The sequence below is a fragment of the Sphingomonas sp. Leaf23 genome (assembly GCF_001421585.1).
Lineage (GTDB): Bacteria > Pseudomonadota > Alphaproteobacteria > Sphingomonadales > Sphingomonadaceae > Sphingomonas.
This window is the reverse complement of the sequence record NZ_LMKR01000001.1, coordinates 37,208-63,248: the sequence shown is the minus strand read 5'-3', so window position 1 is coordinate 63,248 and position 26,041 is coordinate 37,208. Positions and strand designations below refer to the sequence as shown.

32 protein-coding genes are annotated in these 26,041 nt (G+C 67.0%); 18 read left to right on the top strand and 14 right to left on the bottom strand.

The window, feature by feature from the left end; all coding sequences use genetic code 11:
* The first annotated feature begins 20 nt into the window (after positions 1-20).
* From ASE67_RS00320 to coaD, 7 genes are all read left to right on the top strand, one after another.
* Positions 21-1,439, top strand: a complete 1,419-nt coding sequence (locus ASE67_RS00320; protein WP_055755725.1) for a M48 family metalloprotease — start codon at positions 21-23, stop codon at positions 1,437-1,439.
* A 39-nt stretch (positions 1,440-1,478) separates the two neighbouring features.
* Positions 1,479-2,645: an NAD(P)/FAD-dependent oxidoreductase gene (locus tag ASE67_RS00315; RefSeq protein ID WP_055755723.1), complete on the top strand. Its 1,167-nt coding sequence runs from the start codon at positions 1,479-1,481 to the stop codon at positions 2,643-2,645.
* Positions 2,609-3,175, top strand: a complete 567-nt coding sequence (locus tag ASE67_RS00310; protein ID WP_235511730.1) for a DNA-deoxyinosine glycosylase — start codon at positions 2,609-2,611, stop codon at positions 3,173-3,175. Before ASE67_RS00315 ends, ASE67_RS00310 begins: the two co-directional genes overlap by 37 nt.
* Before the next feature lie 22 nt (positions 3,176-3,197).
* Positions 3,198-3,623, top strand: a complete 426-nt coding sequence (locus ASE67_RS17985; protein WP_156348441.1) for a DUF6678 family protein — start codon at positions 3,198-3,200, stop codon at positions 3,621-3,623.
* Positions 3,624-3,735: 112 nt separating this feature from the next.
* Positions 3,736-3,978, top strand: coding sequence for an exodeoxyribonuclease VII small subunit (locus ASE67_RS00305; RefSeq protein ID WP_055755721.1), 243 nt, complete (start codon positions 3,736-3,738; stop codon positions 3,976-3,978).
* Positions 3,978-4,883, top strand: coding sequence for a polyprenyl synthetase family protein (locus ASE67_RS00300; protein WP_055755716.1), 906 nt, complete (start codon positions 3,978-3,980; stop codon positions 4,881-4,883). The genes ASE67_RS00305 and ASE67_RS00300 overlap by 1 nt, the downstream gene beginning before the upstream one ends.
* Complete coding sequence (gene coaD / locus ASE67_RS00295) at positions 4,880-5,380, top strand: pantetheine-phosphate adenylyltransferase (protein ID WP_082456866.1); 501 nt, start codon at positions 4,880-4,882, stop codon at positions 5,378-5,380. Before ASE67_RS00300 ends, coaD begins: the two co-directional genes overlap by 4 nt.
* A gap of 24 nt (positions 5,381-5,404) precedes the next feature.
* Here the strand turns inward: coaD and ASE67_RS00290 are convergent, their stop codons facing one another.
* A complete protein-coding gene (locus ASE67_RS00290; RefSeq protein ID WP_055755714.1) occupies positions 5,405-5,959 on the bottom strand; it encodes a DedA family protein in 555 nt (184 codons plus the stop codon).
* A 101-nt stretch (positions 5,960-6,060) separates the two neighbouring features.
* Between ASE67_RS00290 and ASE67_RS00285 the strand changes: the two genes are divergently transcribed.
* The 5 genes from ASE67_RS00285 to ASE67_RS00265 all read left to right on the top strand — a co-directional run bounded on the left by ASE67_RS00285 (position 6,061) and on the right by ASE67_RS00265 (position 9,956).
* The gene (locus tag ASE67_RS00285) at positions 6,061-7,089 is read left to right on the top strand and encodes a COX15/CtaA family protein (protein ID WP_055755712.1); all 1,029 of its coding nucleotides are present in this window, start codon (positions 6,061-6,063) and stop codon (positions 7,087-7,089) included.
* Positions 7,089-7,883, top strand: coding sequence for a hypothetical protein (locus ASE67_RS00280; protein ID WP_055755710.1), 795 nt, complete (start codon positions 7,089-7,091; stop codon positions 7,881-7,883). Before ASE67_RS00285 ends, ASE67_RS00280 begins: the two co-directional genes overlap by 1 nt.
* Positions 7,884-8,011: 128 nt before the next feature.
* A complete protein-coding gene (gene rplM / locus ASE67_RS00275) occupies positions 8,012-8,491 on the top strand; it encodes a 50S ribosomal protein L13 (protein WP_082456865.1) in 480 nt (159 codons plus the stop codon).
* Positions 8,491-9,051 (top strand): 30S ribosomal protein S9, encoded by a 561-nt coding sequence (rpsI, locus tag ASE67_RS00270; protein WP_082456864.1) that lies wholly within the window; start codon positions 8,491-8,493, stop codon positions 9,049-9,051. The genes rplM and rpsI overlap by 1 nt, the downstream gene beginning before the upstream one ends.
* Before the next feature lie 155 nt (positions 9,052-9,206).
* A complete protein-coding gene (locus tag ASE67_RS00265) occupies positions 9,207-9,956 on the top strand; it encodes a class I SAM-dependent methyltransferase (protein WP_055755708.1) in 750 nt (249 codons plus the stop codon).
* 243 nt (positions 9,957-10,199) lie between these two features.
* Here ASE67_RS00265 and ASE67_RS00260 read toward each other — a convergent pair whose 3' ends face one another.
* Genes ASE67_RS00260 through kduI form a run of 6 tightly spaced genes read right to left on the bottom strand, consistent with a single transcriptional unit; the run spans position 10,200 to position 17,469 of the window.
* Positions 10,200-10,988, bottom strand: coding sequence for a metallophosphoesterase family protein (locus tag ASE67_RS00260; protein ID WP_055755705.1), 789 nt, complete (start codon positions 10,986-10,988; stop codon positions 10,200-10,202).
* Positions 10,989-11,033: 45 nt separating this feature from the next.
* On the bottom strand, positions 11,034-12,230 hold the full coding sequence (locus ASE67_RS00255; protein ID WP_055755703.1) for an MFS transporter: 1,197 nt from the start codon (positions 12,228-12,230) through the stop codon (positions 11,034-11,036).
* Positions 12,227-14,815, bottom strand: coding sequence for a PAS domain-containing protein (locus tag ASE67_RS00250; RefSeq protein ID WP_055755701.1), 2,589 nt, complete (start codon positions 14,813-14,815; stop codon positions 12,227-12,229). Before ASE67_RS00250 ends, ASE67_RS00255 begins: the two co-directional genes overlap by 4 nt.
* 55 nt (positions 14,816-14,870) lie before the next feature.
* Entirely contained in the window at positions 14,871-15,872 is a 1,002-nt protein-coding gene (locus tag ASE67_RS00245) for a sugar kinase (protein WP_055755699.1), read from the bottom strand.
* Positions 15,869-16,624, bottom strand: a complete 756-nt coding sequence (kduD, locus tag ASE67_RS00240) for a 2-dehydro-3-deoxy-D-gluconate 5-dehydrogenase KduD (RefSeq protein ID WP_055756849.1) — start codon at positions 16,622-16,624, stop codon at positions 15,869-15,871. Before kduD ends, ASE67_RS00245 begins: the two co-directional genes overlap by 4 nt.
* 5 nt (positions 16,625-16,629) lie before the next feature.
* A complete protein-coding gene (kduI, locus tag ASE67_RS00235; RefSeq protein WP_055755698.1) occupies positions 16,630-17,469 on the bottom strand; it encodes a 5-dehydro-4-deoxy-D-glucuronate isomerase in 840 nt (279 codons plus the stop codon).
* Positions 17,470-17,650: 181 nt separating this feature from the next.
* On the opposite strand from kduI, the gene hemF reads away from it, so the two are divergent.
* The gene (hemF, locus tag ASE67_RS00230) at positions 17,651-18,493 is read left to right on the top strand and encodes an oxygen-dependent coproporphyrinogen oxidase (protein ID WP_055755696.1); all 843 of its coding nucleotides are present in this window, start codon (positions 17,651-17,653) and stop codon (positions 18,491-18,493) included.
* Positions 18,494-18,497: 4 nt separating this feature from the next.
* Positions 18,498-19,091: a GNAT family N-acetyltransferase gene (locus ASE67_RS00225; protein WP_055755694.1), complete on the top strand. Its 594-nt coding sequence runs from the start codon at positions 18,498-18,500 to the stop codon at positions 19,089-19,091.
* On the opposite strand, the gene ASE67_RS00220 is transcribed toward ASE67_RS00225, so the two are convergent.
* Both ASE67_RS00220 and ASE67_RS00215 read right to left on the bottom strand, forming a co-directional pair.
* On the bottom strand, positions 19,064-19,798 hold the full coding sequence (locus ASE67_RS00220) for a hypothetical protein (protein ID WP_055755693.1): 735 nt from the start codon (positions 19,796-19,798) through the stop codon (positions 19,064-19,066). The two genes, ASE67_RS00225 and ASE67_RS00220, sit on opposite strands and share 28 nt — an antisense overlap.
* Positions 19,795-20,631, bottom strand: a complete 837-nt coding sequence (locus tag ASE67_RS00215; protein WP_055755692.1) for a hypothetical protein — start codon at positions 20,629-20,631, stop codon at positions 19,795-19,797. Before ASE67_RS00215 ends, ASE67_RS00220 begins: the two co-directional genes overlap by 4 nt.
* Before the next feature lie 60 nt (positions 20,632-20,691).
* Between ASE67_RS00215 and lipB the strand changes: the two genes are divergently transcribed.
* From lipB to ASE67_RS00195, 4 genes are all read left to right on the top strand, one after another.
* Positions 20,692-21,378, top strand: coding sequence for a lipoyl(octanoyl) transferase LipB (lipB, locus tag ASE67_RS00210; protein WP_055755691.1), 687 nt, complete (start codon positions 20,692-20,694; stop codon positions 21,376-21,378).
* A gap of 87 nt (positions 21,379-21,465) precedes the next feature.
* Positions 21,466-21,738: a hypothetical protein gene (locus ASE67_RS00205; RefSeq protein ID WP_055755690.1), complete on the top strand. Its 273-nt coding sequence runs from the start codon at positions 21,466-21,468 to the stop codon at positions 21,736-21,738.
* 203 nt (positions 21,739-21,941) lie between these two features.
* Entirely contained in the window at positions 21,942-22,613 is a 672-nt protein-coding gene (locus ASE67_RS00200) for a hypothetical protein (protein ID WP_055755689.1), read from the top strand.
* Between the two features lie 307 nt (positions 22,614-22,920).
* The gene (locus ASE67_RS00195; RefSeq protein WP_055755687.1) at positions 22,921-23,055 is read left to right on the top strand and encodes an entericidin A/B family lipoprotein; all 135 of its coding nucleotides are present in this window, start codon (positions 22,921-22,923) and stop codon (positions 23,053-23,055) included.
* 89 nt (positions 23,056-23,144) lie between these two features.
* Here the strand turns inward: ASE67_RS00195 and tatC are convergent, their stop codons facing one another.
* The 5 genes from tatC to ASE67_RS00170 are packed head-to-tail and all read right to left on the bottom strand — an operon-like array spanning position 23,145 to position 26,017.
* Positions 23,145-23,918, bottom strand: a complete 774-nt coding sequence (gene tatC / locus ASE67_RS00190; RefSeq protein WP_055755685.1) for a twin-arginine translocase subunit TatC — start codon at positions 23,916-23,918, stop codon at positions 23,145-23,147.
* Entirely contained in the window at positions 23,915-24,355 is a 441-nt protein-coding gene (gene tatB / locus ASE67_RS00185; protein WP_055755683.1) for a Sec-independent protein translocase protein TatB, read from the bottom strand. Before tatB ends, tatC begins: the two co-directional genes overlap by 4 nt.
* A 47-nt stretch (positions 24,356-24,402) precedes the next feature.
* Entirely contained in the window at positions 24,403-24,684 is a 282-nt protein-coding gene (locus tag ASE67_RS00180; protein WP_055755681.1) for a twin-arginine translocase TatA/TatE family subunit, read from the bottom strand.
* Between the two features lie 38 nt (positions 24,685-24,722).
* Positions 24,723-25,289, bottom strand: coding sequence for an SMC-Scp complex subunit ScpB (scpB, locus tag ASE67_RS00175; protein ID WP_055755679.1), 567 nt, complete (start codon positions 25,287-25,289; stop codon positions 24,723-24,725).
* Positions 25,286-26,017, bottom strand: coding sequence for a segregation and condensation protein A (locus tag ASE67_RS00170; protein ID WP_055755677.1), 732 nt, complete (start codon positions 26,015-26,017; stop codon positions 25,286-25,288). Before ASE67_RS00170 ends, scpB begins: the two co-directional genes overlap by 4 nt.
* Positions 26,018-26,041: the final 24 nt, after the last annotated feature.

The following is a 26,041-nucleotide window of genomic DNA, read 5'->3' as shown; positions in this document are numbered from 1 at the left end:
GAAAACGGGGACGCACCACGATGACGACACGCCTTTGGACCGCCGCGATGCTGACCGCCGCGACGATCGCCGCGCCGGCACATGCTCAGACGCGCGCCATTTCGCAAAGCGACCGCAGCCAGGGCGCGCAGGCCAATCCGCAGCTGCTGGCGCAATATGGCGGCAAATATTCCGGGCCACAGTCGGCGTATGTCGAGCGGGTCGGCAAGAAGGTCGCGCTTCAATCCGGCCTGTCGAATGCCAGCGGCGATTTTACCGTCGCCCTGCTCAATTCGCCGGTCGAGAACGCCTTCGCCATCCCCGGCGGCTATGTCTACATCACCCGGCAGCTGCTGGCGTTGATGAACAGCGAGGCGGAGCTGGCGGCGGTGATGGGGCATGAGGTCGGCCACGTCGCCGCGCGGCACAGCAATTCGCGCAACACCCGGTCGAGCATCGGGTCGATTGGCGCGGCGTTGCTGGGCGCGGTGACCGGCAGCGATCTGGTCGGGCGGATCGCCGGGGCGGGATCGCAACTCTATACCCTGTCGTACAGCCGCAACCAGGAATATCAGGCCGACCAGTTCGGCGTACGCTATGCCACTGCCGCCGGCTATGCGCCGTCGGGGATGGCCGACGCGCTAGTCCAACTGAACGATGCACAGGCACTGGCCGCGCAGACCAGCGGCCGTGGCGGCAACGCCGTGCCGACCTGGATGAGCACCCACCCCAATGGTGCCGACCGGGTAAAGCGCGCGCGGGCGCTGGCGCAGCAGGCCGGCGGTGCCACGACCCAGCCGGTGCAGGACACCACCTATCTGCGGATGCTCGACGGGCTGCGCTATGATGACGATCCCGCGCAGGGGGTCATCGAGGGGTCGACCTTCAAGCATCCCGGCCTGCGCGTCCGCTTCACCGCGCCCAGCGGCTATGCGTTGCAGAACGGCACCGACGCGGTGACGATCGCCGGGCAAGGCGGACAGGCCGAGTTCCGCATGGGACCGGCGGGCGACCCGGCCAGCGTCGTGCGACAGCGGCTGGCGGCACTCGGCGCACAGAACGCGCCCGAGCCGCAGACGACGCGGATCAACGGCACCGACGCCGCGATCGCGACGGTGCGCGCCAATGCCAACAACCAGGCGGTCGACGTCACCATCGTCGCCTATCGCTACCCCTCGGCGACCTATTATTTCCAGATCGTCACGCCCGCCGGGCGCGGTATCGGGCCGTTCGAACCAATGCTCGACAGCTTCGGCACGCTGACCCAGGCCGAAGCGAATGCGATCACCGGCAAGCGCATCCGCATCGTCACGGTGAAGGCTGGCGATACGATCGACTCGCTCGCCCGCCAGATGGCCTACTCCGATTTCCAGCGGGACCGGTTCCTGACACTGAACGGGATGGAAGGCGATGCGCGGCTGGTGCCGGGGCAGCTGGTGAAGCTGGTGGTGCGCGGCTGACCCCTTTCCGCCGCCCCTCACCCGTGCGAAGGGCGGCGGATGGCCCAACATGATGTCATCATCCTCGGCGCGGGCGGCGCCGGGTTGTTCTGCGCCGGGATCGCCGCCCAGCGCGGCAAGCGCGTGGTCGCGGTCGATCACGCGCCCGAACCGGGGCGCAAGATCGTCATTTCCGGCGGCGGACGCTGCAACTTCACCAATGTCGGGGCGAGCTGGGACCGCTATGTCTCGGCCAACCCGCATTTCGCCCGCTCGGCGCTGGGGCGTTACACCGCGCAGGATTTCATCGCACTGGTCGATAGCCATGGCATCGCGTGGCATGAAAAGACGCTCGGCCAGCTGTTCTGCGACGGATCAGCGCGGCAGATCGTGGCGATGCTGCTGGACGAGGCGGCGGGGGCGGAGATCGCGCTGGGCCAGCCGATCCGCGACGTCACCCATGCCGATGGCCTGTTCACCGTCGTCCATGGCGACCGCATCCTGACCGCGCCGTCGCTGGTGATCGCGACCGGCGGGCCATCGATCCCGAAGCTCGGTGCGACCGGCTTCGCCTATGACCTTGCCAAGCGGTTCGGGCTGAAACTGGTCGAGCCGCGCCCGGCGCTGGTGCCACTCACCCTGCCGCCCGACGACGCGCTGTTCCGCGAATTGTCGGGCGTCGCGACCGAAGTCGTGGCGGGTGCGGGCAAGGCGAAGTTCCGCGAGGCGGCGCTGTTCACCCATCGCGGCCTGTCGGGTCCCGCGATCCTGCAGGCCTCGTCCTATTGGCGCCACCGCGAGCCGGTGACGATCGATTTCGTGCCCGACCGCGCGCCCGGCTGGCTGACCGAGCTGAAGCGCGCACGACCCCGCATCGGCCTGCGCTCCGCGCTCGGATCGGCGCTGCCCGACCGGCTTGCTGAGGCGCTGGCGGTCAAGTTCGACTGCCCCGGCGAACTCGGCAACCAACGCGACGCGACCTTGGCGGCGATCGAACAACGGCTGAGCGGCTGGCAATTCCACCCCAACGGCACCGAAGGTTTCGTCAAGGCGGAAGTCACCGTCGGCGGCGTCGCGACCGATGGCCTCAACCAGAAGACGATGGCGGCCAAGCACCTGCCCGGCCTGCACGTCATCGGCGAGGCGGTCGACGTGACCGGGTGGCTCGGCGGCTATAACTTCCAATGGGCATGGTCGAGCGGCTGGGCGGCGGGCCAGGCGGTATGAACCGCAAGGCATCGTTTCCGCCAGTTGTCGACCTGTCGACACGGGTGCTGATCCTCGGCAGCCTGCCGGGCGATGCGTCGCTCGCGGCGGGGCGCTATTATGCCCATCCGCAGAACCAGTTCTGGCGATTGCTGTCGCCGGTGGTCGGGGTAGAGTTGCCTGCGCTGGATTATCCCGACCGGCTGGCCGCGCTTCGGGCCGCGGGTATCGGCCTGTGGGACGTGGTGCAGAGCGCGACCCGGCCCGGCAGTAGCGATGCGGCGATCCGCTATGCGACCGCGAATGATGTGGCGGCACTTATCGCGACCTTGCCCGCCTTGCGGCTGGTGGCGTTCAATGGCGGTACTGCGGCGAAGGCAGGGCGAACGCTGGTGCACGGGATCGAGACGCTGGCCCTGCCGTCGAGCAGCCCGCTACACACGGTCGGCGCGGCGGCGAAACAGCCGGCGTGGAATATGATCAAAGCGTATCTCGATCGACCCTCGCCACAGCCTCACGCAGCGCCGAATACCGAGTTGCGACCAGCTTGAGACGATGTAGAATTCGCTATCGATGACCAATGATCTTTCCGAAGAACTTCGTAGCGATCGGAAAGCCGCACGACGCGATTATACCGCATCGCTGATGTCCAACAGCAAGTGGCGTGCAGTTTTCGAGGCATTGGCAAATGTGCGTCCGGCGCTGTCGCGGATCGACGTCAAGTTCATCGGGAACGACCACGCGAAACCCATGGGCTTGCCATGGCTCGATGCGCCTCATGCCTTTGTAGACAGTCTTGAATTTGGACCTTTCCCGCTGGTCGGGATCGAGTGGATCGAAGTGCCTTCCATTTTCCTTCCCGCTGCGTCTCGGGAAATGCCGGCAACGCGTGAGACTCAGGATCTTGACGCTGCATGGTCTGCGTTGGAAGCGACCGGCAAGCAGCTGCCGCTCAGTCGGACACGACACGGGATACGGATTACCGGCCATCAAATCTGAACCAAGGTATTCTGACGATTGAAACGCACGTGACGGCGGTCAGGGCCGATTTGCTTCGAACCCCGCACACCCCGGTTGCCAACCCGACCTCCCCTGCCCCATAGCATCGCCCATGTCCGACGAACGCGATGTTTCCACCCTGTCCTTCGAAGACGCGCTGCGCGAGCTCGAAACCATCGTCAGCCGGCTGGAAACGGGTCAGGAAGACCTCCAGACCGCGATCGACCTCTATGCCCGCGGTGACCTGCTGCGTGCGCAATGTGCCGCGCGGCTCGATGCTGCGCAGGCCCGGATCGAGGCGATCCGGGTTGATGCCGAAGGGCGCGCCACCACCCAGCCGTTCGACGCCCAATAATGGCGACCGTCGCGCCGCCGGTGTCGCTGAACGCCGCCCTTCGCGAAATCTCGGCGGAGATGGATCGCCAGTTCGACGCGCTGCTGCCCGTTCCCGGCGATCCGCGTGCGAACCTGTACCGCGCGATGCGCCATGCCGCGATCGGCGGGGGCAAGCGCCTGCGCCCGTTGCTGGTGTTCGCCACCGCCCGGCTGTTCAATGTCGAACGGGTGCGCGCCGCCCGTGCCTCGCTCGCGATCGAATGCATCCATGTCTACAGCCTGGTCCATGACGACCTGCCCGCGATGGACGATGACGACATGCGGCGCGGCAAGCCCACGGTGCACAAAGCATTCGACGAAGCGACCGCGATCCTGGCGGGTGACTGTCTCCACGCGCTGGCGTTCGAAATCCTGGCGCATGAAGCGACCCATCCCGACCCGCATGTCCGCATCGAACTAATCGCCGACCTCGCCCACGCCTCCGGCCCATCGGGCATGGCGGGCGGACAGGCGATGGACCTTGAAGCGGAGGGCACCAGCTTCGACCTGAACACCGTCACCCGGTTGCAGGCGATGAAGACCGGCGCGCTGATCGCCTGCTCGGTCGAGGCCGGCGCGATCCTTGGCCGCATTTCCGCCGATCAGCGCACCTCGCTGCGCGGCTATGCCCGTGATATCGGCCTTGCCTTCCAGATCGCCGACGACATCCTCGACGTCGAGGGCGACGAGGCGGCGGTCGGCAAGGCACTGCGCAAGGATGGCGAGGCGGGCAAGGAAACCTTCCTCTCGCTGCTCGGCCTCGACCGTGCACGCGAACAGGCGCGGTTGCTGGTCGACCAGTCGATCGAGCATCTGCGCGACTTCGGTCCCGAAGCCGACCTGCTGCGCGCCATCGCCCGTTACGTGCTGGAGCGCGACCGGTGAGGATCGGCGTCTATCCCGGCACGTTCGATCCGATCACGCGCGGGCATATGGATATCATCCGGCGCGGGGCGAAGCTGGTCGACCGGCTGGTGATCGGGGTCACGACCAATCCGTCCAAGTCGCCGATGTTCACGCTCGACGAGCGGCTGGCGATGGTCGAGCGCGAGGTGGCGGATGTCGGGGGCGATATTCAGGTCGTGGCGTTCGACGCGCTGCTGATGACCTTTGCCGAGCGGCAGGGGGCGAGCGTCATCGTGCGCGGCCTGCGCGCGGTGGCCGATTTCGAATATGAATACCAGATGGCGGGCATGAACCAGCAGCTGAACGACCGGATCGAAACGGTCTTCCTGATGGCCGACGTATCGCTGCAACCGATCGCGTCGCGGCTGGTCAAGGAAATCGCGATGTATGGCGGCTCGATCGCCAAGTTCGTGTCGCCGGCAGTGTGCGAAGAGGTGATCGCGCGGGTCGAGAAGCTGGGCCGCAAGGGCGAATAGGCGCCTGCCCTTGCCGGGGGCGCGCTAGGTCCGCCGCTTTACCCACCACGTAACACCGCCCAGCACCGCAAGCACCGCCGCCCCGCCCGCCAGCACCTGCCACGACGGCAGCCAGCGCCCGATCACTTCGCTCAGGCCGTGCCCGAACCAATAGCCGATCGACACGAAGATCGTCGCCCACAGCAACGCCGCCGCGCCGTTCAGCACCACGAACCGCGCCAGCGGCAGCTGCGTGGTGCCGATCGCCACCGGGCTGACCGTGCGCAGCCCGTAGAGGAAGCGGAAGGCGAAGACGAACAGCGTCGGGCGCCGCTCGAACGCGGCGAGCGCGCGGGCGAAGGCCGGCTTGGCGCTCCAGCGCCGGACGCGCGGATGGTCGCGAAACCGCCGCCCGGCCGCGAAGAACAGCTGGTCGGCGATGAACGACCCGATCGCGGCGGCAAGGATCGCACCGACATAGGGCAGCGCCCCGCGCTGGACCATGATCCCGCCCAGGACCACGACCGTCTCGCCCTCGATACCGGCGCCCAGCAACAGCGCACCCAGCCCATAGCGGGCGACCAAGGCCTCGATCGTCACGGAAACGCATTTCGCATTGCACCATCGTACAGGCGTGCGGCCGGCGGTAAAGCCACATGCACCCTCTTTCTTGGCCGCCGCCGCCGCGCTAGACACCGGCGATGCTCGCCCCGCCCCTTCCTTCGCGCGCCCGCCCCGGCGCTGTCGCCCGCTGGCTCTGGTGGGTCGCCACGCTGGTCGTCGCGATGGTGGTGGTCGGCGGGATCACCCGGCTGACCGAATCCGGGCTGTCGATCACCGAATGGAAGCCGCTGTCGGGCACGCTCCCCCCCTTGAACGCCGCGCAGTGGGAGGCGGAGTTCGCCAACTACCGGAAAATCCCCGAATACCAGCTGCTGAACCAGGGCATGACGCTGGCGCAGTTCAAGGGCATCTTCTTCTGGGAATATTTCCACCGGCTGCTCGCGCGGCTGGTCGGCGTCGCCTTTGCCGTGCCACTCGCGTGGTTCTGGGTCCGGGGGGCGATCCCGACCAGCTATAAGGGGCGGCTGCTGGCGGTGCTGGCGCTGGGCGGATTGCAGGGGGCGATCGGCTGGTGGATGGTGGCGTCGGGCCTGTCGGTCAGGACTGATGTGTCGCACATCCGCCTGTCGGTGCATCTGCTCAATGCGTTGCTGATCCTCGCCGGCACGGTGTGGACTGCGCTCGACCTGCGTGAACTGGCGGCGGATCGCTATGCCCGCCCGGCGCGGATGACCGCGATCGGCGCGGTGGCGTTGGTGGTGCTCTTCGTCCAGCTGCTGTTCGGTGCATGGGTCGCCGGGCTGAACGCCGGGCTGGTGACCGATCAATGGCCGCTGATGAACAGGCACTTCTTCCCCGCCGACGAATGGTCGCTCCGCGCGCCGCTCGATGCCATCGTCAACGATCCCTATGTCGTCCACTTCATCCATCGCTGGTGGGCATGGGCCGCGGTCGGGGCGCTGATCCTGCTTGCCCGCGCCGCCAAGCGTGCCGGTCACCCCAAGGTCGCCCGCGCGATCCACATCACCTTCGGCGTGCAGATCCTGCTCGGCATCAGCACGGTGATGAGCGGCGTGCGGATCGAGGTGGCGGCGCTGCACCAGCTGGTCGGTGCACTGCTGGTGATCGCGGCGACCTGGGGCGCGCACGCCACCGGCCGACGCTGATGCCGCTCCTCCCGCCCGCGCCCGCCGTCGAAGCGGCGGCGGCGACCGGCTTCGCGCCGGCGCTCGACACCGCCTATCGCTACCATATCGAACAGGAACGCGACGAAGCGGGCGTGGTCCGCCGCTATGCCACCGATCGCACCGTCCGGTTTCACCGCACCCCCGATGGCCTGACCGCCGAGCTGACCATCGATTCGGTCGCGGGCGGCCTGTCCGATGGTCCCGGTGCGATGTTCGAGCGCGCCTTTGCCGGGCTGCGCGGACAGCCCATCACCTACCAGCTGTCGGATCGTGGCGAAGTGGTCGGGGTGGTCGACCGCGCCGCGCTGTGGGCGAAACTGATCGATGCCGTGACCGCGCAGGGCGGCACCGATCCGGCGCGGGCAGCGATGCTGCAGAAGCTGACCGCCCCGTTGCGGCTACTGCCAGAGCGGCAGCAGGTCGCGATGCTCGGGTCGATGCTGTCGACCCTGCTCGCCCCCGACGTCGTCCGCCGCGGCGTCATCCCGCAGCGTGATATCCGCCAGCGGGGAACGCCGCCGTTCGACGGCGGATCGGACGTGACCGGCACCGAACGCATCCATGCCGAGGGCAACGCGCTGATCGAGGAACAGCGCCTGTCGGGCGACATCGTGGCGCGCGGTGGACAGGCCAGCGGCCGGCGCACCAGCACGATCCTGCGCCGCGTCGATGCGCGCACGGCCATGATCCTGACCCAGCAGACCGTCGTGCGCATCGAAAGCGGGTCGGCCACCTCCACCGCCACCACGCGCATCAGCCAGCGAATGCCATAAGGTATCATAATACCCGTCAGCAAAGCCGCACTTTGCTTGACTTTCCGCCGGTCCTTCGGCATTTGCCCGGCGTTCGCACCGCTCCGGTTCGGGGTGGACGCGTTAAACTTCCGAAAGGTCAAACGCCCATGAAGGCGCTCATGAAGACCACCAAGTCGGTTAAGCCGCACGAGGTGGAGAAGAAGTGGCATATCGTCGATGCCGACGGCCTGGTGGTCGGTCGCGCTGCGTCGATCATCGCCAACGTGCTGCGCGGCAAGCACAAGACGTCGTTCACCCCGCACGTCGATTGCGGTGACAACGTCGTCGTCATCAATGCCGACAAGATCCGCTTCACCTCGAACAAGGCGAAGACGAAGACCTATTACAAGCACACCGGCTACGCCGGCGGCATCAAGGCGGTCACCGCCGAGAAGGTCCTCGAAGGTCGATTCCCCGAGCGCGTCCTAGAAAAGGCCGTCGAGCGGATGATCCCGCGCGGGCCGCTGGGTCGCGAGCAGATGCGCAACCTGCGCATCTTCAAGGGTGCCGAGCATCCGCATGAAGCGCAGAACCCGCAGGTTCTCGACATCGCGAGCATGAACCGCAAGAACAAGGTGGGCGCATAATGTCCGACAACCGCCAGTCCCTTTCCGACCTCGCGAACCTGACCGGTCAGCAGGCGCCGGCCGATGCCGCGCCGCAGGCGTCGGCTCCGCAAGCCGACGGCGCCGAAGCGCCCGCCGCTCCGGTCGAAGCACCGCGCCCGACCATGCCGCTGCGCGCGCAGGAAATCGACCAGTACGGTCGCGCCTATGCCACCGGCCGCCGCAAGGACGCCGTTGCGCGCGTCTGGCTGAAGCCGGGTTCGGGTAAGATCACGATCAACGGTCGTGACCAGGAAGTGTATTTCGCACGTCCGACGCTGCGTCTCGTCATCAACCAGCCGTTCGGCGTTGCCGACCGCACCGGTGCGTATGACGTGATCTGCACCGTCAAGGGCGGCGGCCTGTCGGGTCAGGCCGGCGCGGTCAAGCATGGCATCAGCCAGGCGCTGACCCGTTACGAGCCGGTCCTGCGTGCGCCGGTCAAGGCCGCCGGGTTCCTGACCCGCGACAGCCGCGCCGTCGAGCGCAAGAAGTACGGCAAGGCGAAGGCCCGCCGCAGCTTCCAGTTCTCGAAGCGCTAATCGTTCCTGGCACGCGCGGGAGCCGAAAAAGTTCCCGTTTGCGGCCAGTCGCGGTCGATTTGGGGCGGTTCGGTGTCGGGCCGCCCTTTTCGTTTGGGCCGTAACCGTATAGCGAGAGGCCGTCCGCGCGCTGGCGGAACAACCCAAGAGACGCCATGACCTCGCGTGCCAAGACTTCGCTGCTGCCGCTTGCCGATTCCGACCTGTGGCCGGACGAACTGCGCCGCAGCCTGTCGGACAAGCTGTTCACCATCGCGTTCGGCGCGATCCAGTGGCCGTGGCTGCTGCGCAGCCTGTCGGGCGGCAAGAAGGCGGACAAGGCGCGGTTGATGGCGGACCTGGGCCTTGCACCCGATGCCCTGCCGAACCTTGGCAGCTGGAAGGCCGACACCGGCTATCTGTCGCTGATCGTCGACCGCATCGCCGCCAGCCGCCCGCAGACCGTCGTCGAACTGGGCACCGGCGCGTCGAGCCTGGTGACCGGCGCGGCGCTGGCCAAGCATGGCGGCGGACAGCTCATCAGTTTCGACCAGCATGCCGGCTTCGTCGATGCGACCCGCGAATGGCTGGCCGAACACGGCATCGCCGCCGACCTGCGCGCCGCACCGCTGGTCGCATCGCCCGGCGACTGGCCGGGCGTGTGGTATGATATCGACGCGCTGCCCGATCAGGTCGACCTGCTGCTGATCGACGGGCCACCCTGGACCATCCACCCCTATGTCCGCGGCGCGGCGGAGACGCTGTTCGACCGGCTGCCGGTCGGGGGCGTGGTCATGCTCGACGACGGTGCGCGGCCGGGCGAGCGCGTTGTGGCGCAGCGCTGGCGCAAGCGGTGGCCGAATTTCCGCTTCGAACTGGTCAATCGCGGGACCAAGGGGACGTTGATCGGGCAGCGTCTGTCGTAGGCGCTTTTCTCCTTCGCCTTTCGTCACCCCGGACTTGATCCGGGGTCCCGCTATCGGTGCCTGTCACCCTGAAACCGTCCCGTTCGTGCTGAGTAGGGGCTGAGCGCAGCCGAAGACCCGTATCGAAGCACCGCTGGCGGTCCTTCGATACGCCCCTTCGACAAGCTCAGCGGCTACTCAGGACGAACGGGCGAGTTCCAATATACCGTGCTCCGAGGTACGCGGAAGAAGCGGGACCCCGGATCAAGTCCGGGGTGACGAAGCGTAGGATGTTGGCTCCAATGCCGTCACCGGCGCATCCTCCGCCCCCATCTTCCGCGCGATCGTTTCGAACTGGCCGCCCTCAATCCGGATTTCGTTGAACGATGGCGGATCGTCGCGGGTGCGGGTCGACAGCGTGCCGGCACCGACCATCCGCAACTGTCCGCCGGCGGTGCCATAGGGAATGTCGAACGGGTCATGGACATGGCCCGACAGGACGGCATCGGCGCCCGCCGCCTTCACCGCGTTCAGCGCGACCGCGCCGCCGCGCGTCTCCCCACTCGACTTCGTGCCGACGTCGATCAGCGGATGGTGCGCGGCGATGAAGATCAGGTCCCCCTTCGGCACGCGGCGGATCAGCTTGAGCGTCCGCGCCAGCGCCTTGTCGCCGACATAGCCCTTCGACCAGTCCCAGCGGAACTGGAACCGCGCCGTGGTTTTCAGCGGGACGATCGCCACGCCATCGATTTCCAGCGGCCGCTCGATCATCCGCTCCAGCCGCTTGTACCGCTTGTACGGCCGCACGAAGCGCGCGAACAGATTGTAGAGCGGCAAATCGTGGTTCCCGACCTCAACCGTGACCGGGCGGCCCAGGCTCTCCAGCCATTCCGCCGCCGCCTCGAACTCGGCGGTGCGCGCGCGCATGGTCAGGTCGCCGGTCATGATGATCGCATCGGGCTGTTCGCGGCGTACCGCTTCGCCGAACCACGCGATCGCCGCCTTGTCCTCCGCGCCGAAATGTACGTCGCTGACATGGAACAGACGGATCATCAGGCACTCCCGGCATTACACTAACCGGGCAACGCACGAAGCGGGTCAGCGCTCCGAACGGATCGCCAGCGCCGTGGCCCCACCCACCGCCGCGACCAGCGCCAGCGTGACGAACACCGCGCCCAGTCCGGCACCGGCCGGCACCAGCGCGGCGAGCAACGGCGGCACGCAGGCCGGCAGCGTGTTGGTGAGGTTCAGCACGGCAAGGTCGCGCCCGCGCGTCGCAGGCGACGGCAGCATCTGCATCGCCAGTGCCGAATGCAGCGCCAGGAACACCGACAGCCCGGTCTGCGCCACGCCATAGCCGATGATCGCCCCGACAAAACCGGGGGCGGTCGCCATGCCGATCAGCCCGGCAATGACGAGCAGCGTGGCGGCGCCCAGGAACGGCTTGCGCCCGCCCAACCGGTCGGACCAGCGCCCGGCGACGATCGTCGCGACCACGACGACCGCGGTGACGATCGCCATAGCCTGCGCCACCGGCCCCGCCGGATCGCCGGTCCCGCGCCAGCGATCGGCAAAGTGGAAAAAGGCATAGGCGGTGAGCCCATTTCCCGCGACCTGCATTGCCAGCCGCGCGATCCATGCCCGCACCAGATCGCCGCGCACCACCGCGACCGGGGCAGTGTCGGCGGGCCGGCTATCGCCCCCTGCCCCGCGTTCGCGCGCCAGCAGCAGGAACGGCACGATCATCACCGCCGCAAGCGCGACGTTGACCGCGAAACGCGCGCCCTCGGTCGGGAAGAGCGGCGCGGTGACGGCGGCGGCGGACAACATGCCGATCGGATGCGAAATGCCGAGCAACCCCGACACCCGCCCCTTGGCCGCGTCGGGCACCTCGTCGGCCATTACTGCGACCATCGGCGCGAACATCAGGTTCAGCGCGACCTGCCAGAAGGCGATGGCGATCAGCAGCCCGGTGCGATCCCCCGCCCGGTGGATCGCGGCAAAGGCCAGCGCCAGCAGCAACAGGCCGATGGCGATCGGCAGGCGCCGGCTGTGGCTGCGCCGCCAATGCAGGTCGCTGAGCCAGCCGGCGGCGATGTTCGCGACGCTGGCGACCACCGCCCCGCCCAGTACCGCCCAGCCGAGCAGCGCGACGCGGTTCGCCGGATCGATCGCCGCGACCTTCACCTGCAACAGGATCGACACGAACGGCATGAACGCGACGAACAGCCCGCAATAGGCGAAGGTGTAGAGGGGTATGAAACCGCGCGCGGGCGCGGCGGGCCGGTCGCTCAACGCCCGGCGACCCGGCGCAAGGCAACGATCAGCTGGCCGATGGTATAGGGCTTGTGCAGCAATTCGAATCCCATGGTGCCGTGCCGGACGATCACGTCGCTATAGCCGCTGGTCAGCAAGACCGGCAGCGCCGGATAGCGCGCGCGGACCCGTGCCGCCAGTTCGACGCCATCGATCCCCGGCATCATCACGTCGGAAAAGACGATATCGAAGCCGTCGGATCGTTCGGCGAGCAGCGCCAGTGCGGCCTGTCCGTCGACGACATGGACCGGTACGAAGCCCTGCGCCTCCAATGCCTGTGCCGTGGTAGTACCGACGGCGACATTATCCTCGACCACCAGCACGCGCAGCCCCTCGCCCGCCGGCGATACGGGCACTTCCCGCAGCGATGCCGGTCGCTGGTCGGGGGTGGTGACCTGCGGCAGATACAGCGCGAATTCGGTGTTGCCGGGCACGCTGCGCGCGCGCACTTCCCCGCCCGACTGTTTGGCGAAGCCGAACACCTGGCTGAGCCCCAGCCCGGTGCCCTTGCCCAGTTCCTTGGTCGTGAAGAACGGTTCGAAGATGCGGATCAGCGTTTCGTCGTCGATCCCGCTGCCGGTATCGCCGACGATAATGACCACGAACGGCCCCGGCTGTGGCGCGGCACCAGGCCCGGCGGGGATGCCATCCACCCGGTCGACCGACAGCGTAAGGCGCCCTTCCCCCTGCATCGCGTCGCGGGCATTGGCGGCGAAGTTGACGATGGCGGTATCGAACTGGTTCGGATCGGCATCGACGAACACGGGCGTGTCGCAGGGGCGGATCGTCACCTCGATCCGCGAACCCGCCAGCGTGCGGACGATATCGCCCAGCGCCGCGACCGCTTCGTTGACGTCGAACACCTCCGGCTGCAACGCGGATCGGCGGGCAAAGGCCAGCAGCTGCCCGGTCAGCTTCGCCGCGCGATCGACCGTGTCGCTGATCGCCGCCAGGTACCGCTCGCGCCGGTCGTCGCTAAGTGTTGGTTGGCGCAGGAGGTCGACCGACGACCGCACGATGGTCAACAGGTTGTTGAAGTCGTGGGCGACCCCGCCGGTCAACTGCCCGATCGCTTCCATCTTCTGGCTCTGGCGCAGTGCGTCCTGTGCCGTCACCAGCGCCTTGGTCCGGTCGACGACCTGTTCCTCCAGCGATTCGGCCAGTGCCGCCAGTTCGCGCTCGGCCCGGCGGCGTTCGGTCGCGGCGCGGGTGCGTTCGGCGACTTCGCGGACGAACGCGATCTCGTCGTCGCGCCACGCCCGGGGTTCGCCGTGATTGATGTAGATCAGCGCGGCCAGGCCACCCAGTTCGGTCAGCGGCATGTTGATGAACGCGCGGGCGTTGATCGATTCCAGCTGCGCGGCGGTGTCGGCGGTACGCGGGTCGGTGCGCGCATCCTCGACGATCGCCGTCTCGCCGCGCTTCAGGTCGTCGATATAGCTGCCATAGTCGCGGAAGTTCAGCACCCCGGCGATGGTGGTCACGCCGGGCGCGTTCCAGTCGCGTTCGATGGTAATGGTTTCGGCGGCGCGATCGACCACGCCGTACCCCACGCGGTCGACGCTCAGCGCCTCACCGATGATCCGCGCTGCCTCCACGCTCATGTCGACCGGATCGTCGAGCAGGCGCAGCGCGTCGTTCAGCTCGGCCATCGCCGCGCGCATCCGCTCCAGCCGCTTGTACACGGTGACGTCGATCGACACGCCGGTCAGACGGACGACCTGCCCCTCGGCATTCAGCGTCGGCTGTCCCCGGCTGGCGATCCAGCGGATTTCGCCACCGGCGGGACGGATGCGAACCTCGATCTCCAGCGGCTGTCCGGCGAAGCTGGCCTCGATCGCCGCCACGGCCGCCACCCGGTCGTCGGGGTGGAGGATCGCCGAGATTTCCGCAGTCGACGGCGGATAGTCGGCATCGAAACCGAAATTGGTCCGGCAGATCGCCGACAACGTGAGTTCCCGCGTCGCGCGATCGAACGACCAGGTGCCAAAGCGCCCCGCCTCCAGCGCGAACAGCATCTCGCGCTCGCGCTCCTCCTGTTCGCGGAAGCGCCCGGCGAGTTCGGCGAGCAGGGCGGCGTTGGTCGATTCCAGCCCCTCGAGCCGCGCGCGCTCCTGCGTGACGTCGAGCTGGCTGGCGAAGAAATAGGCGAGCCTGCCATCCGCATCATGGACCGGCGCCAGCAGCAGCCGGTTCCAGAACGCCGTGCCGTCGGCGCGATAGTTCCGGATATCGACCTCGACCGATTCCACCGCCGCCACCGCCGCGCGAATCTGCGCGATGGTCGCGGGGTCGGTATCCTCACCCTGCAGGAACCGGCAGTTGCGCCCGATGATCGCGTCGCGGGCATAGCCGGTCAGGCGGCAAAAGGCATCGTTGACGAACACCACCGGATTGTCGGGCAGCCGCGGGTCGGTGATGATCATCGGCATGCGGGTCGCACGCACGGCGGCGACGAACGGGTCGGTCCCGCCATCGGTCCCGGCGATCTCCAGCGCGATCCTGCGGTCGTCGCGCGCCGCCTGTCCGCTCGTGTCGCCGCCCTGTTCCACGTCGCCTCGCATCGATCACGGAAACGTGGCGCCCCCGCGGCCGTTCCCCCGCCCCGCTATGCTAGGATCAGCGGCGGACGTCCAGCCCGCCGGACAGGAATGCATCGATATCCGATTGACGAAACAGGCTGAAATCGCCGGGCAGCGAATGTTTGAGCGCGGCAACCGCCAGCCCCCACTGCGCCGCCGTCGCGTCGTCCCGCCCCGACATCAGCGCGTGCAGCACGCCGCTGGCAAAGGCATCGCCGCCACCGATCCGGTCGACGATGCCGGATATCGCCACCTCCTGCGTCTGCACCGCGCCCGCCGGCGTATCGATCCGCGCCGACAGGCGATGGCGATCGGCATCATCGACATGGCGGGCGGTCGAGGCGATATGGTTCAGGTTCGGAAACGCCGCGAAGGCTGCCTCCGCCGCCTCGCGCCGGCGATCCTCGCCATCGCCCGAAAACGCCCGGCCGAGCAGCAGCGACACGTCGCGGTGGTTGCCGAACAACAGGTCGGTCATCCCGACCAGCCGGGTCAGCACGCCGCGCGGGTCGCTGTCCCATGCGTCCCACAGCCGCGCCCGGTAATTACCGTCGAACGAGATGGTCAGCCCGCGCGCCCGCGCCGCTTCGGCGGCGGCGATCGCGGCCCGTGCGGTCTCCTCGCCCAGCGCCGGGGTGATGCCCGACAGGTGCAGGCGCGTGCAGCCCGCGAGCAGCGCGTCCCAGTCCCAGGCATCGGCGGGCGTCGTCGCGAAGCTGGACCCAGCGCGGTCGTACACGATGTCGGATGCGCGCAGCCCGGCGCCGGGGCTGAGGAAATACAGCCCCATCCGCCCGTCGCGCACCGCGACCCGCGAACAATCGACGCCCTGCGCCCGCAGCGCACCGACCGCGCCGCGCGCCAGCGGGTTGTCGGGCACGGCGCTCGCCATCGCGGTCGCATGGCCGAGATTCGCAAGACCGACCGCGACATTCGCCTCCGCGCCGCCGACATGGACGTCGAACCGCCCGGTCTGCATCAACAGTTCGCGGCCCGGTGCGGTCAGCCGCAGCAGCACTTCGCCGAAGCACAGGATCATCGCGCCAACCACCCGCCATCGACGGCCAGGATGTGGCCCTGGACATAGGCGGCGGCATCGGAGGCGAGGAACACCGCCGCCCCGCCCAGATCGCCCGGATCACCCCAGCGCCCCGCCGGAATGCGGTCCAGAATCGCGGTATTGCGCACCGGATCGGCCTGCAGCGCGGCGGTGTTGTTGGTGGCGACATAGCCCGGTGCGATCGCGTTGACGGTCACGCCGTGCTTCGCCCATTCGTTCGCCAGCAGCTTGGTAAGGCCACCGATCCCCGATTTGGACGCAGTATAGCTCGGCACGCGCACCCCGCCCTGGAAGGTCAGCATCGAGGCGATGTTGATGATCCGCCCGTGCCCTTCAGCGATCATGTGCCGCCCGGCGGCTTGCGAGAGGAAGAACACCGACTTCAGGTTGGTGTCGACCACCGCGTCCCAGTCCTCCTCGGTAAAATCCACCGCATCGGCGCGGCGGATGATCCCGGCATTGTTGACGAGGATGTCTAGCCGCCCGAGAGCCGCCAGCGTCTCGGCGACGACCCGCTCGACGGGCGCGATGGTCGACAAGTCGGCCGACACGATCGCCGCCCGCCGGCCAAGCGCGCGCACCTGTTCGGCGGTGTCGGTCGCCGGTGTCCGCCCGATCAGCGCGACATCGGCCCCCGCCGCGGCCAGCGCGACCGCGATCGCCTGCCCGATACCGGTATTGGCGCCGGTGACGGCGGCGACCCGGCCGGACAGATCGAAGGGGTTGGCCATGGCGCTCACGCCAACTGGCAGATGTCGAGGACCTGCATATCGGTATAGTCCTGATTCTCGCCCGCCATCGCCCAGATGAAGGCATAGGACCGCGTGCCCGACCCCATGTGCACCGACCAGGGCGGGGAAATCACCGCTTCCTCGTTGCCCATGACGATGTGGCGCATCGCTTCGCCCTCACCCATGTAATGGAACACCTTGTCATTGTCGGTCGGCAGTTCGAAGTAGAAATAGATTTCGCTGCGGCGTTCGTGGATGTGCGGCGGCATGGTGTTCCACACGCTGCCGGGCTTCAACACCGTCAGGCCCATGACCAGCTGCGCGCTGTCGCACACGCCGGGGATCACCAGCTGAAAGATCGTCCGCTCGTTCGATTCCTCGAGGCTGCCGCGTTCCAGCGCGTTGGCGTCGGCAATGCCGAGCTTGCGGGTCTGGAAGCCCTTATGCGCCGGGCACGAAGCCAGGTAGAAACGCGCGCCGTTGCCAGCGAATTCCACGTCCTGCGCGCCCATCGTGACGTACACGCAGTCCTTGTTGCCAAGCGTGAACACCTCGCCATCGACGCTCACCGTGCCCTCGGCCGACCCGACATTGACCACCGCCATCTCGCGGCGTTCGAGGAAGGGATGCCCCTCCGCCGACTTCGGCTCGGTCTGCGTCGGCAGCTTGACCGGCGCAGTACCCACCGCCACGCCGCCGATCACGAACCGGTCGGCATGGGTGTAGTTCAGCACGCACTCACCCTCGCGGAACAGCCCGTCGATCAGATAGCGGTCGCGCAGCTCCTCGTTCGACACGCATTCCATCATGTCCGGGTGGGTCGCGTAATAGGTGCGGTCGTACATCATTCTCTCCGATGGTAACCGGTATCAGCGATATTCTCCGCCGTGCCGGTGATCTTTGGTGTGCTAGAGCCTTCGTAAAGCGGTTCGTCCATGGCGTCGAGATGGTTTATTGACACCGGTTTCTTAGCGGTTGTGCCAGAGGGCTTTGCGGCAATCGGCAATCCGGCTTAAGTCGCGTGCCATGCAACCGCTCGACCCCCAGCAACAATCCGCCCGCACCTGGTTTGAATCGCTGCGCGACCGCATCTGCGCGTCGTTCGAGGCGATCGAGCGTGACGCCGGATCGGACGCCAGCTTCACCTACACCCCGTGGGACCGGATCGATCCGTCGGGCGCGCCGGGCGGTGGCGGGGTGCGCGGGGTGATGAAGGGTCGCGTGTTCGAAAAGGTCGGCGTGAACGTGTCGACGGTCGGCGGCACCTTCGAGGGCGAGTTTGCCAAGTCGATCCACGGCGCAGCCGAAGACCCGCGCTTCTTTGCCACGGGCATCAGCCTGGTCGCGCACATGGCCAATCCGCATGTGCCGGCGGTGCACATGAACACCCGATTCCTGGTCACGACGAAGCGCTGGTTCGGCGGCGGCGCGGACCTTAATCCGCCCATTCCGTATGCGGAGGATACCGCCGATTTCCACGCCGCGATGCAGGCGGCATGCGACGCGCACGACCCGGCGCATTATCCGAAGTTCAAGCAATGGGCCGACGATTATTTCTACATTCCGCACCGCGGGGTGCATCGCGGCGTCGGCGGCATCTTCTACGACCATCTCGGCAATGACTGGGACGCCGATTTCGCCTTTACCCGCGATGTGGGGGATGCGTTCCTGTCAATCTATCCGCAGCTGGTGCGGCGGCGCATGGACATGCCGTTCGACGACGCCGACAAGGCCCGGCAGCTGGAATGGCGTGGGCGCTATGCCGAATTCAACCTCGTCTATGATCGCGGCACGCTGTTCGGGCTGAAGACCGGCGGCAATATCGATGCGATCCTGATGAGCCTGCCGCCGCTGGCGACATGGAGCTGACGCCATGGGGCTGATCCCGGTCAAACCGGGCGAGGTGGCGACGATCGTCACCTCGCTGGAAATGCTGGAGCGGCCGCGCCCGGCCCCCCTGCCCGCCTCACCACTGCGCTTGGTGCGATGGGAACGACCGGCGATCGAACGATATCGCGCGCTGTTCCGGCGGGTCGGCGGGCCATGGCTGTGGTTTTCGCGGCTGGTGATGGCCGACGAACGGCTGAGCGCGATCGTCCACGATGACGCCGTGCGCATCTGGGCCGTGGTCGACCGTGCAGGGATCGAGGTCGGGATGCTCGAACTCGATTTCCGCCATGCGGGCGAATGCGAGCTGTCCTATGTCGGGCTGATCCCCGAACTGGCCGGCAAGGGCCATGGCCGCTGGCTGATGGCGAATGCGCTGGCGATGGCGTGGGGCAAGGACGTGCAGCGGGTTTGGGTGCATACCTGCACGCTCGACCATCCCGGCGCGTTGGCCTTTTACCGCCGCTCGGGCTTCGTGCCGTATCAGCGCACGATCGAAACCTTTGCCGATCCGCGCGTCGCCGGGGTGCTGCCCGACGACTGCGGGAGCCATTATCCGTTGCTGGCGAGCCGGCGGTAGATGACTGCGCGGGTAAGGGTGTAGGCGATGAGGGTCGCCATCGACACCGCCGACGTCGCGACCGCGATGATCCCGGCGGTGAACGGATTGGTGCCACCCGCCGACGCAACCCGCGCGAGGCTCTGCAACAGCGTCTGCACGAAATAGGCGCCGACGAAGATCAGCGCCCAGAGTGACAGCAACTGGATCACCCGTCCCCGCGTCAGTTCGATCGCACGGCCGATCGCATCGCCGAAACGCCGCTCGGGTTCACCGACCAATACCGGCAGGACCAGGGCCGCGCGGCCGATGACATACAGGCCCGGCACGATGAACAGCGCGATCCCCCCGACCAGCGCGATATTGATGAGCATCGTTGAGGCGACCAGCACCGGCAGCCGCCGTGCGACGATCCGCAATGCTTCCCCGACCGTGGGTCGTCCGGGGTCCAGCAACAGCGCAAGCAGCACCGCGACCCCGACCAGTTCGGCCAGCATCTGGAACAGCAGCAGCGGCGCATTGTCCACCAGGAACGACTGCATTGATGCCACCAGCGCCTGATCGTCCTGCCCGCCGCCCCCGACCGGGATCGGGCTTACCTGCATGAACAGCCCCAGCGCCAGATTGGGCAGGAAGAAGAATACGCCGGCGACCGCGGCGATCACGTCGCGGTCGCGTTTCCAGATATGCGATGCTTCCTGGCAGGCCGCAGCGATATTCAGCCTCATGCGAAGACGGCCGCGTCGTCCTGCTGGCCGATGATTTCGCGGTACAGCTTGCCGACGAATGCGCTCTGGTACAGCGCCAGCACCGTGCTGACCGCCGCCACCGCGAACGCACCGGCAATGATCGCGGGCGACAGCGCGCCGGTGCCGCTGGTCAGCAGGCCGATGACGCCGCCGATGGCGAACTGCGCCGCCGATACCGCGATCCCCGCGACGATGGCATAGAGGAGCAGTACGCCGATCAGCTTGATCGTCATGCCGCGCGTCAGCTCGAACGCGCGCCGCAGCGCACCGACGCCCCGGCGTTCATGCGCAACGACGGCGTTGACCGGCAACAGCCGCGCCGAAATCCACAGGATGAACAGCGCCAGCGCGACGAAATACAGCACCGCCCCGCCCAGCTTGGCGAATTCGGTCGGCTGCGGCGCGACACCGCGCATGAGCGACGTGAAATCAAAGCCGCTGGCGACCGCCAGGATGATGCCGGGGACCGCCAGCACCGTCAGAGCGACGATCATCACGATGCTGATGCCGATCATCGGCAGGAACCGGGTCTTGGCCAGCGACAGCGCGACGCGGTGCTGCTCCTGTCCATTGGGCTGCGCGGCAAAAGCGATGAGGTAGAGCGCGCCCCACAGCGACACGAGCGCAGCGGCGACCGACAGGATGCCCAGCGCCGCGGTGACACCGCCGCCCGCGCCCGCGCGCAGGCCGCTCAGGCTGCCGTTGATCGCCGGCAGCACGAATTGCGTCGCCAGCAGTACCGGCATCGCCTCACCCAGATGATCGCGGACGAAATCCACCGCGCGGTCCCAAATCGTCCCGATCTTTGCCATCGTTGCACTTGCTCCCCTTTTATCCGATGGACGCTGTACCCATCCTGACCCCGAATGAAAATGGCCCCTGACCCCAGCATACCGCCCGTCGCGATCGCCCAGCGGATCGAATGGCGCCCCGAAACCGGACAGATCGACTATCCGTCGGCGCTCGCCACAATGGAGGCGCGCGCGACCGCCATCGCCGATGGCCACGCCGACGAGCTGATCTGGCTGCTTGAACATCCGCCGCTCTACACCGCCGGCACCAGCGCCGACCCCGCCGAGTTGCTTGACCCGCGCTTTCCGGTGCATACCGCAGGGCGCGGCGGGCGTTATACCTATCACGGGCCGGGGCAGCGCATCGGTTATCTGATGCTAGACCTCACCCAGCGCGGGCGCGACGTCCGCCGTTTCGTCCATGCGGTGGAGGCGTGGGTGATCGGTGCACTGGCGACCTTCGACATCCATGCCTATGCAGTGCCCGACCGGATCGGCATCTGGACGGCGGACGGCGGACGGGAGGCAAAGATCGGCGCGATCGGCGTCCGGGTCCGCCGCTGGGCGACATTGCACGGCTTTTCGGTCAATCTGGCCCCAGATTTGTCACATTTCGGGGGCATCGTGCCATGTGGGATCGCCGAATTTCCCGTGACCAGCGCAGCGGCGCTGGGGAAATCGGTCGACCCTGCGATGTTCGACGATGCGCTCGCCGCCGGCCTGCCGGCGTTTCTGGACGGGCTGTACCCTCCTGCGAAAGAGGCTTGAGGGCGGACACCCCTTCGACTAATGTCCAGCGCGGATTGGGTATTAACGGCAAGAAATGCCGCCTATCCTTAGCTTAGGGAGCTTACCATGCGTGCATTCTCGAAGATTCTGACCGGCTCGATGATCGCCGGCGCAGCACTGGCGCTGTCGGCTTGCGGTGGCAAGACCGAAACCACTGCCGACAACGCAACGATCACCGACCTGAACTCGACCGACATGATGGACGGCACGATGTCGGACAACATGACCGCCGTTGACGGCGCCATGGGCAACGACACCATGATGATGTCGAACGACAGCATGATGATGTCGAACGACACCATGATGTCGAACGAAGCCGGCATGACCAACGCCATGTAATCAGCCGATTTCGGCTATTCTGGCGAAGGGCCGTCCGGGCGACCGGGCGGCCCTTTTCGTTGGGCATGCCCGGCCTAGCCGGGTCGTTACGCCTGCATGCGGCGAAACGTGCGCGACGGATGCAAGATGGGGCTTGGGTCCCCGTCAAAAACGCCTTAACCATCGCTGCCTGCCCTGGCGCCGTCGCGCCGTGAAAGGAAGAGATGAGCGTAGTGCGTACCCTGGTCCTGGCCGCTGCCGCCGCCCTGACCGTCGCGGCATCCCCCGCGTCGGCCCAATTTTTCTTCAAGCCCTTCGACATGGAAGGCCCGCGCGTCACGGGGGAAGAGCCCGGCATCACGTCGCAGGCGCTTCCGGGTGCAACCCCGGCGGAACTGCGCGCCGCCGTGCTGTGGAACCTGCGCTCGGCGCTGAACGTCGCTGCGCTGCAGTGCCAGTTCGAGCCGACGATGCTGACGCTCGACAACTACAACGCCCTGCTCTTCAACCATGCCGACGAGCTGAAGGACAGCTACGCCGCGCTCGACAAGTATTTCGACCGGACGACCGGATCGCTGAAGGCCGGGCAGACCGCGCTCGACCAGTTCGGCACACGCGTCTATTCGAGCTTCTCGACCGTGTCGGCACAGCTCGGCTTCTGCCAGGCGGCGAACGAGATCGGACAGGAAGCACTGTTCGTGCCGCGCGGCTACCTGGGCGAATTCGCCGAATTGCGGATGCGCAAGCTGCGCAACTCGCTGGTGGCGTATGGCGAACAGCAGTTCACCCGCCAGATCACGTATATGCGCCCGGTGCGCCTGTACCAGTTCGAAAACACGAAATGCTGGCGCAAGGGTATCTGGCAGACCAAGAAGTGCGGCGCGTTTCCGAGCTGACGTTCTTTTCCAAAAAAAGACGCCGGACAGCCGGAACCAAGGATAGGGCTTGCCGTTATCACCTTCGGATAGCGAATTTATGCCCCCCCGCTCTCGCTATCCGCTAAAAGGGCCCGGTCGGCGTAAACCCTCCCCCCCCCGGTAGCGCCACCGGGCCCATATACTGGTTTTTACCTAAGCGACCCGTCGGCTAACACCGGCGGGTCGCTTTTTTGGTGCCTATTCCATTGCCGTTCCGGAACGAATATTTTCGTCGGACATTCCTCTCCCGGAAGCGGGCACGCCCCGCGAAATACCGGAGAAGAACATGCGTAAGATCCTGAGCCTCGCCGTCGTCGCCGGCGCCCTTTCCATCAGCGCCTGCAACACCGTCGAGGGCGTCGGCAAGGACGTGTCTTCGGCGGGCAATGCCGTCGCGGGCGCCGCGAAGGATAGCAAGTAACCGCATCCGCCGGTTACCCGGCAAAGAAAAGGGCGGCCCGGATCATGTCCGGGCCGCCCTTTTTCATTCGGCAGTGAGAAGGCTGGCGGTCAGGCCGCCTCTTCCTCAGTCGCCGTCGAGTCCTGCCTCGCCCGGCGCTTCTCGGTGAACCAGATCGCGATCAGCGCCAATTCGTAGAGCAGGATCAGCGGCACCGCGAGCAGGAACTGCGATCCGATATCGGGCGGCGTCGCAACGGCGGCGATCGCGAACGCCCCGACGATCGCATAGCGCCGCGCACCGACCAGCTGCTTGCGGGTGACGATCCCCGCCAGCTCCAGCAGCATCAGCAGCACCGGCAGCAGGAATGCCAGCCCGAACGCGAACAGGAACTGCATTACGAACGACAGATACGCCTCGACCGAAGGCAACGCCTCCTGCTGCACGCCGCCCAGATTGCCCTGGTAGCCGAGCAGGAAGTGCAGCGCGACCGGGATGGTCACGTAATAGGCAAGCGCGGCACCGGCGATGAACAGCACTGGCGTCGCCATCAGGAACGGGAACAGCGCGCGCTTTTCGTTGCGGTACAGCCCCGGCGCTACGAATTGCCACAGCTGGTTGGCGATCACCGGGAAGGACAGCATCATCGCCGCGAAGAACGCGACCTTGATCTGGACGAAGAACGCCTCGAAAATCTGGGTGAAGATCAGCTTCGTCTGTCCCGCCGCCAGCAGCGGCTTGACCAGGAACGTCAGAATCTGGTGCGAGAAATAGAAGCAGACCCCGAAGCAGACGGCAACCGCCAGCGCGGAATAGAGCAGGCGGCGGCGCAGTTCGATCAGGTGATCGAGCAACGGGGCCTGGCTGTCGTCGATATCGTTCATGACGGGGCCTTGCCATCGGCGGCGGGCGGTTGATCGCCGGGTGCCTCGCGCAGTTCGGGCCGTTCGACCATCACCGGCGCAGGCGCATCGTCTTGCGGTGCCGGGTCATGCACCGGCGGCGGTGGCGAAGGCGCGTCGACCGGATGCACGGGCGGCGGCGGCGATGGTGCGTCGACCGGATGCACTGCGGCGGGCGCATCGGTCGGATGCTCGCGCATGATCCGGGCGTTTTCCTCGGCCCATTTCTTTTCCATTTCCGCCAGTTCGGCCTCGCGCACCATCGTGTCGAAGCCGGAGCGGAACTGGCGCGCCACGCCGCGCGCCTTGCCGACCCACAGGCCGACGATGCGCATGGCTTTTGGCAAATCCTTGGGACCGATGACGACCAGCGCGACGAGCGCGACGACCATCAATTCGGTGGGAGCGATATCGAACATCGGCGCTCGGGGTCAGGCGGGCACATGGCCCGCCAGGGAACAAAAGGTCAGCGGTCGCCGTGCGGGCGGTCGTCGCGAACGGGATCGCGATGCACCGGATCGCGCGGCGGCAGATCATGGTCGTAGGCGCTGTCGAGCGGGCGCTGTTCCAGCCGTTCGCGCGGGCGCGCCGGCGGCGGGGGAACATCATCGTCCTCGGCCATGCCCTTCTTGAAGCTCTTCAGTCCCTTGGCCACGTCGCCCATCATGTCGGAAAAACGACCCTTGCCGAACAGCAGCAAGATGGCGACGCCGACGATAAGCCAGTGCCAAATGCTAAGACCACCCATCGTCCACACTCCAAGCGAAACATATCGTTGCCGCTCACTTAGTCGCTATCGTCGCCGCTTTCCAGCACGCTTGCAAAGGCATCGTCGATTGGGTCGAGCAGCCCCGCCGCGCGCAAATCCTCGATTCCCGGCAGGTCACGGCGGGTATTGAGGCCAAAATGGTCCAGAAACGCCTGCGTCGTTGTGTACTGTAGCGGACGCCCCGGAACCTCGCGCCGTCCCGCCGGGCGGACCCAGCCGGCCGCGAGCAGCACATCGATCGTCCCTTTCGATATCTGCACCCCCCGGATCGATTCGATGTCCGCGCGGGTCGCCGGTTCGTGATAGGCGATGATCGCCAGCGTCTCGATCGCGGCGCGCGACAGGCGGCGCGATTCGTCACGGTCGCGACGCAGGAAATGGGCAAGGTCGGGCGCGGTTTCGAAATGCCAATGCTCGCCCCGCCGGACAAGGCCAAAGCCGCGGCCTGCATGGTCCGCCTCGATCGTTGCCAGTGCCGCGCGCACGTCGCCATCGCCGACATAGGCGGCGATCATCGGAACCGTCATCGGCGTTTCGCTGGCGAACAGCACGGCCTCCACCGCGCGGACGAACGGATCGGTCATGCGATCCTCCGCACGTCGATCGGCCCGAACGGCGCATCCTGCCGGATCGCCACCCGCCCCTGTCGCGCGAGTTCGAGGGTCGCGAGAAAGGTCGAGGCGAGTGCGGAGCGGCGATAGCGCTCGTCCGCATCGGCGGGCAGGAACGCCGCGATCGAGGTCCAGTCGATCCGTGTGCCGAGCATCGCCTCCACCCGTTCGATCGCGACGTCCAGCGTCATCACCGGGCGGGTGGCGACGACGTGCAGCACCGGGCGGGTACGCGCGCTGACCCGGCCATAGGCTTCGATGAGATCGTACAGCCCGGCATCCCACCGCGCCTTGCGCACGATGTTCAGCCCCTCCGGGTCACCGCGCAGGAACACATCCCGGCCGATGCGGTCGCGCGCCATCAGCCGTGCCCCGGCCTCGCGCATTGCATCCAACCGTTCCAGGCGAAGCTGCAGCCGTAGCGCCATCTCCTCCGGATCAGGGTCCATGTCCGGTTCGTGCGGCAGCAGCAGCGCTGATTTCAGATAGGCGAGCCACGCGGCCATCACCAGCCAGTCGGCCGCCAGTTCGAGCCGCAGCGCCGCCGCCCGGTCGATCCAGCGCAGATATTGTTCGACGAGCGCGAGGATCGAGATGCGGCGCAGATCAACCTTCTGCGTTCGCGCGAGCGCCAGCAGCAGGTCGAGCGGCCCTTCCCACCCGTCCAGTTCGATCGTAAATACCGGCGCGTCGCCATCCATGGCCGCGACCCTACCGGGCGGCAG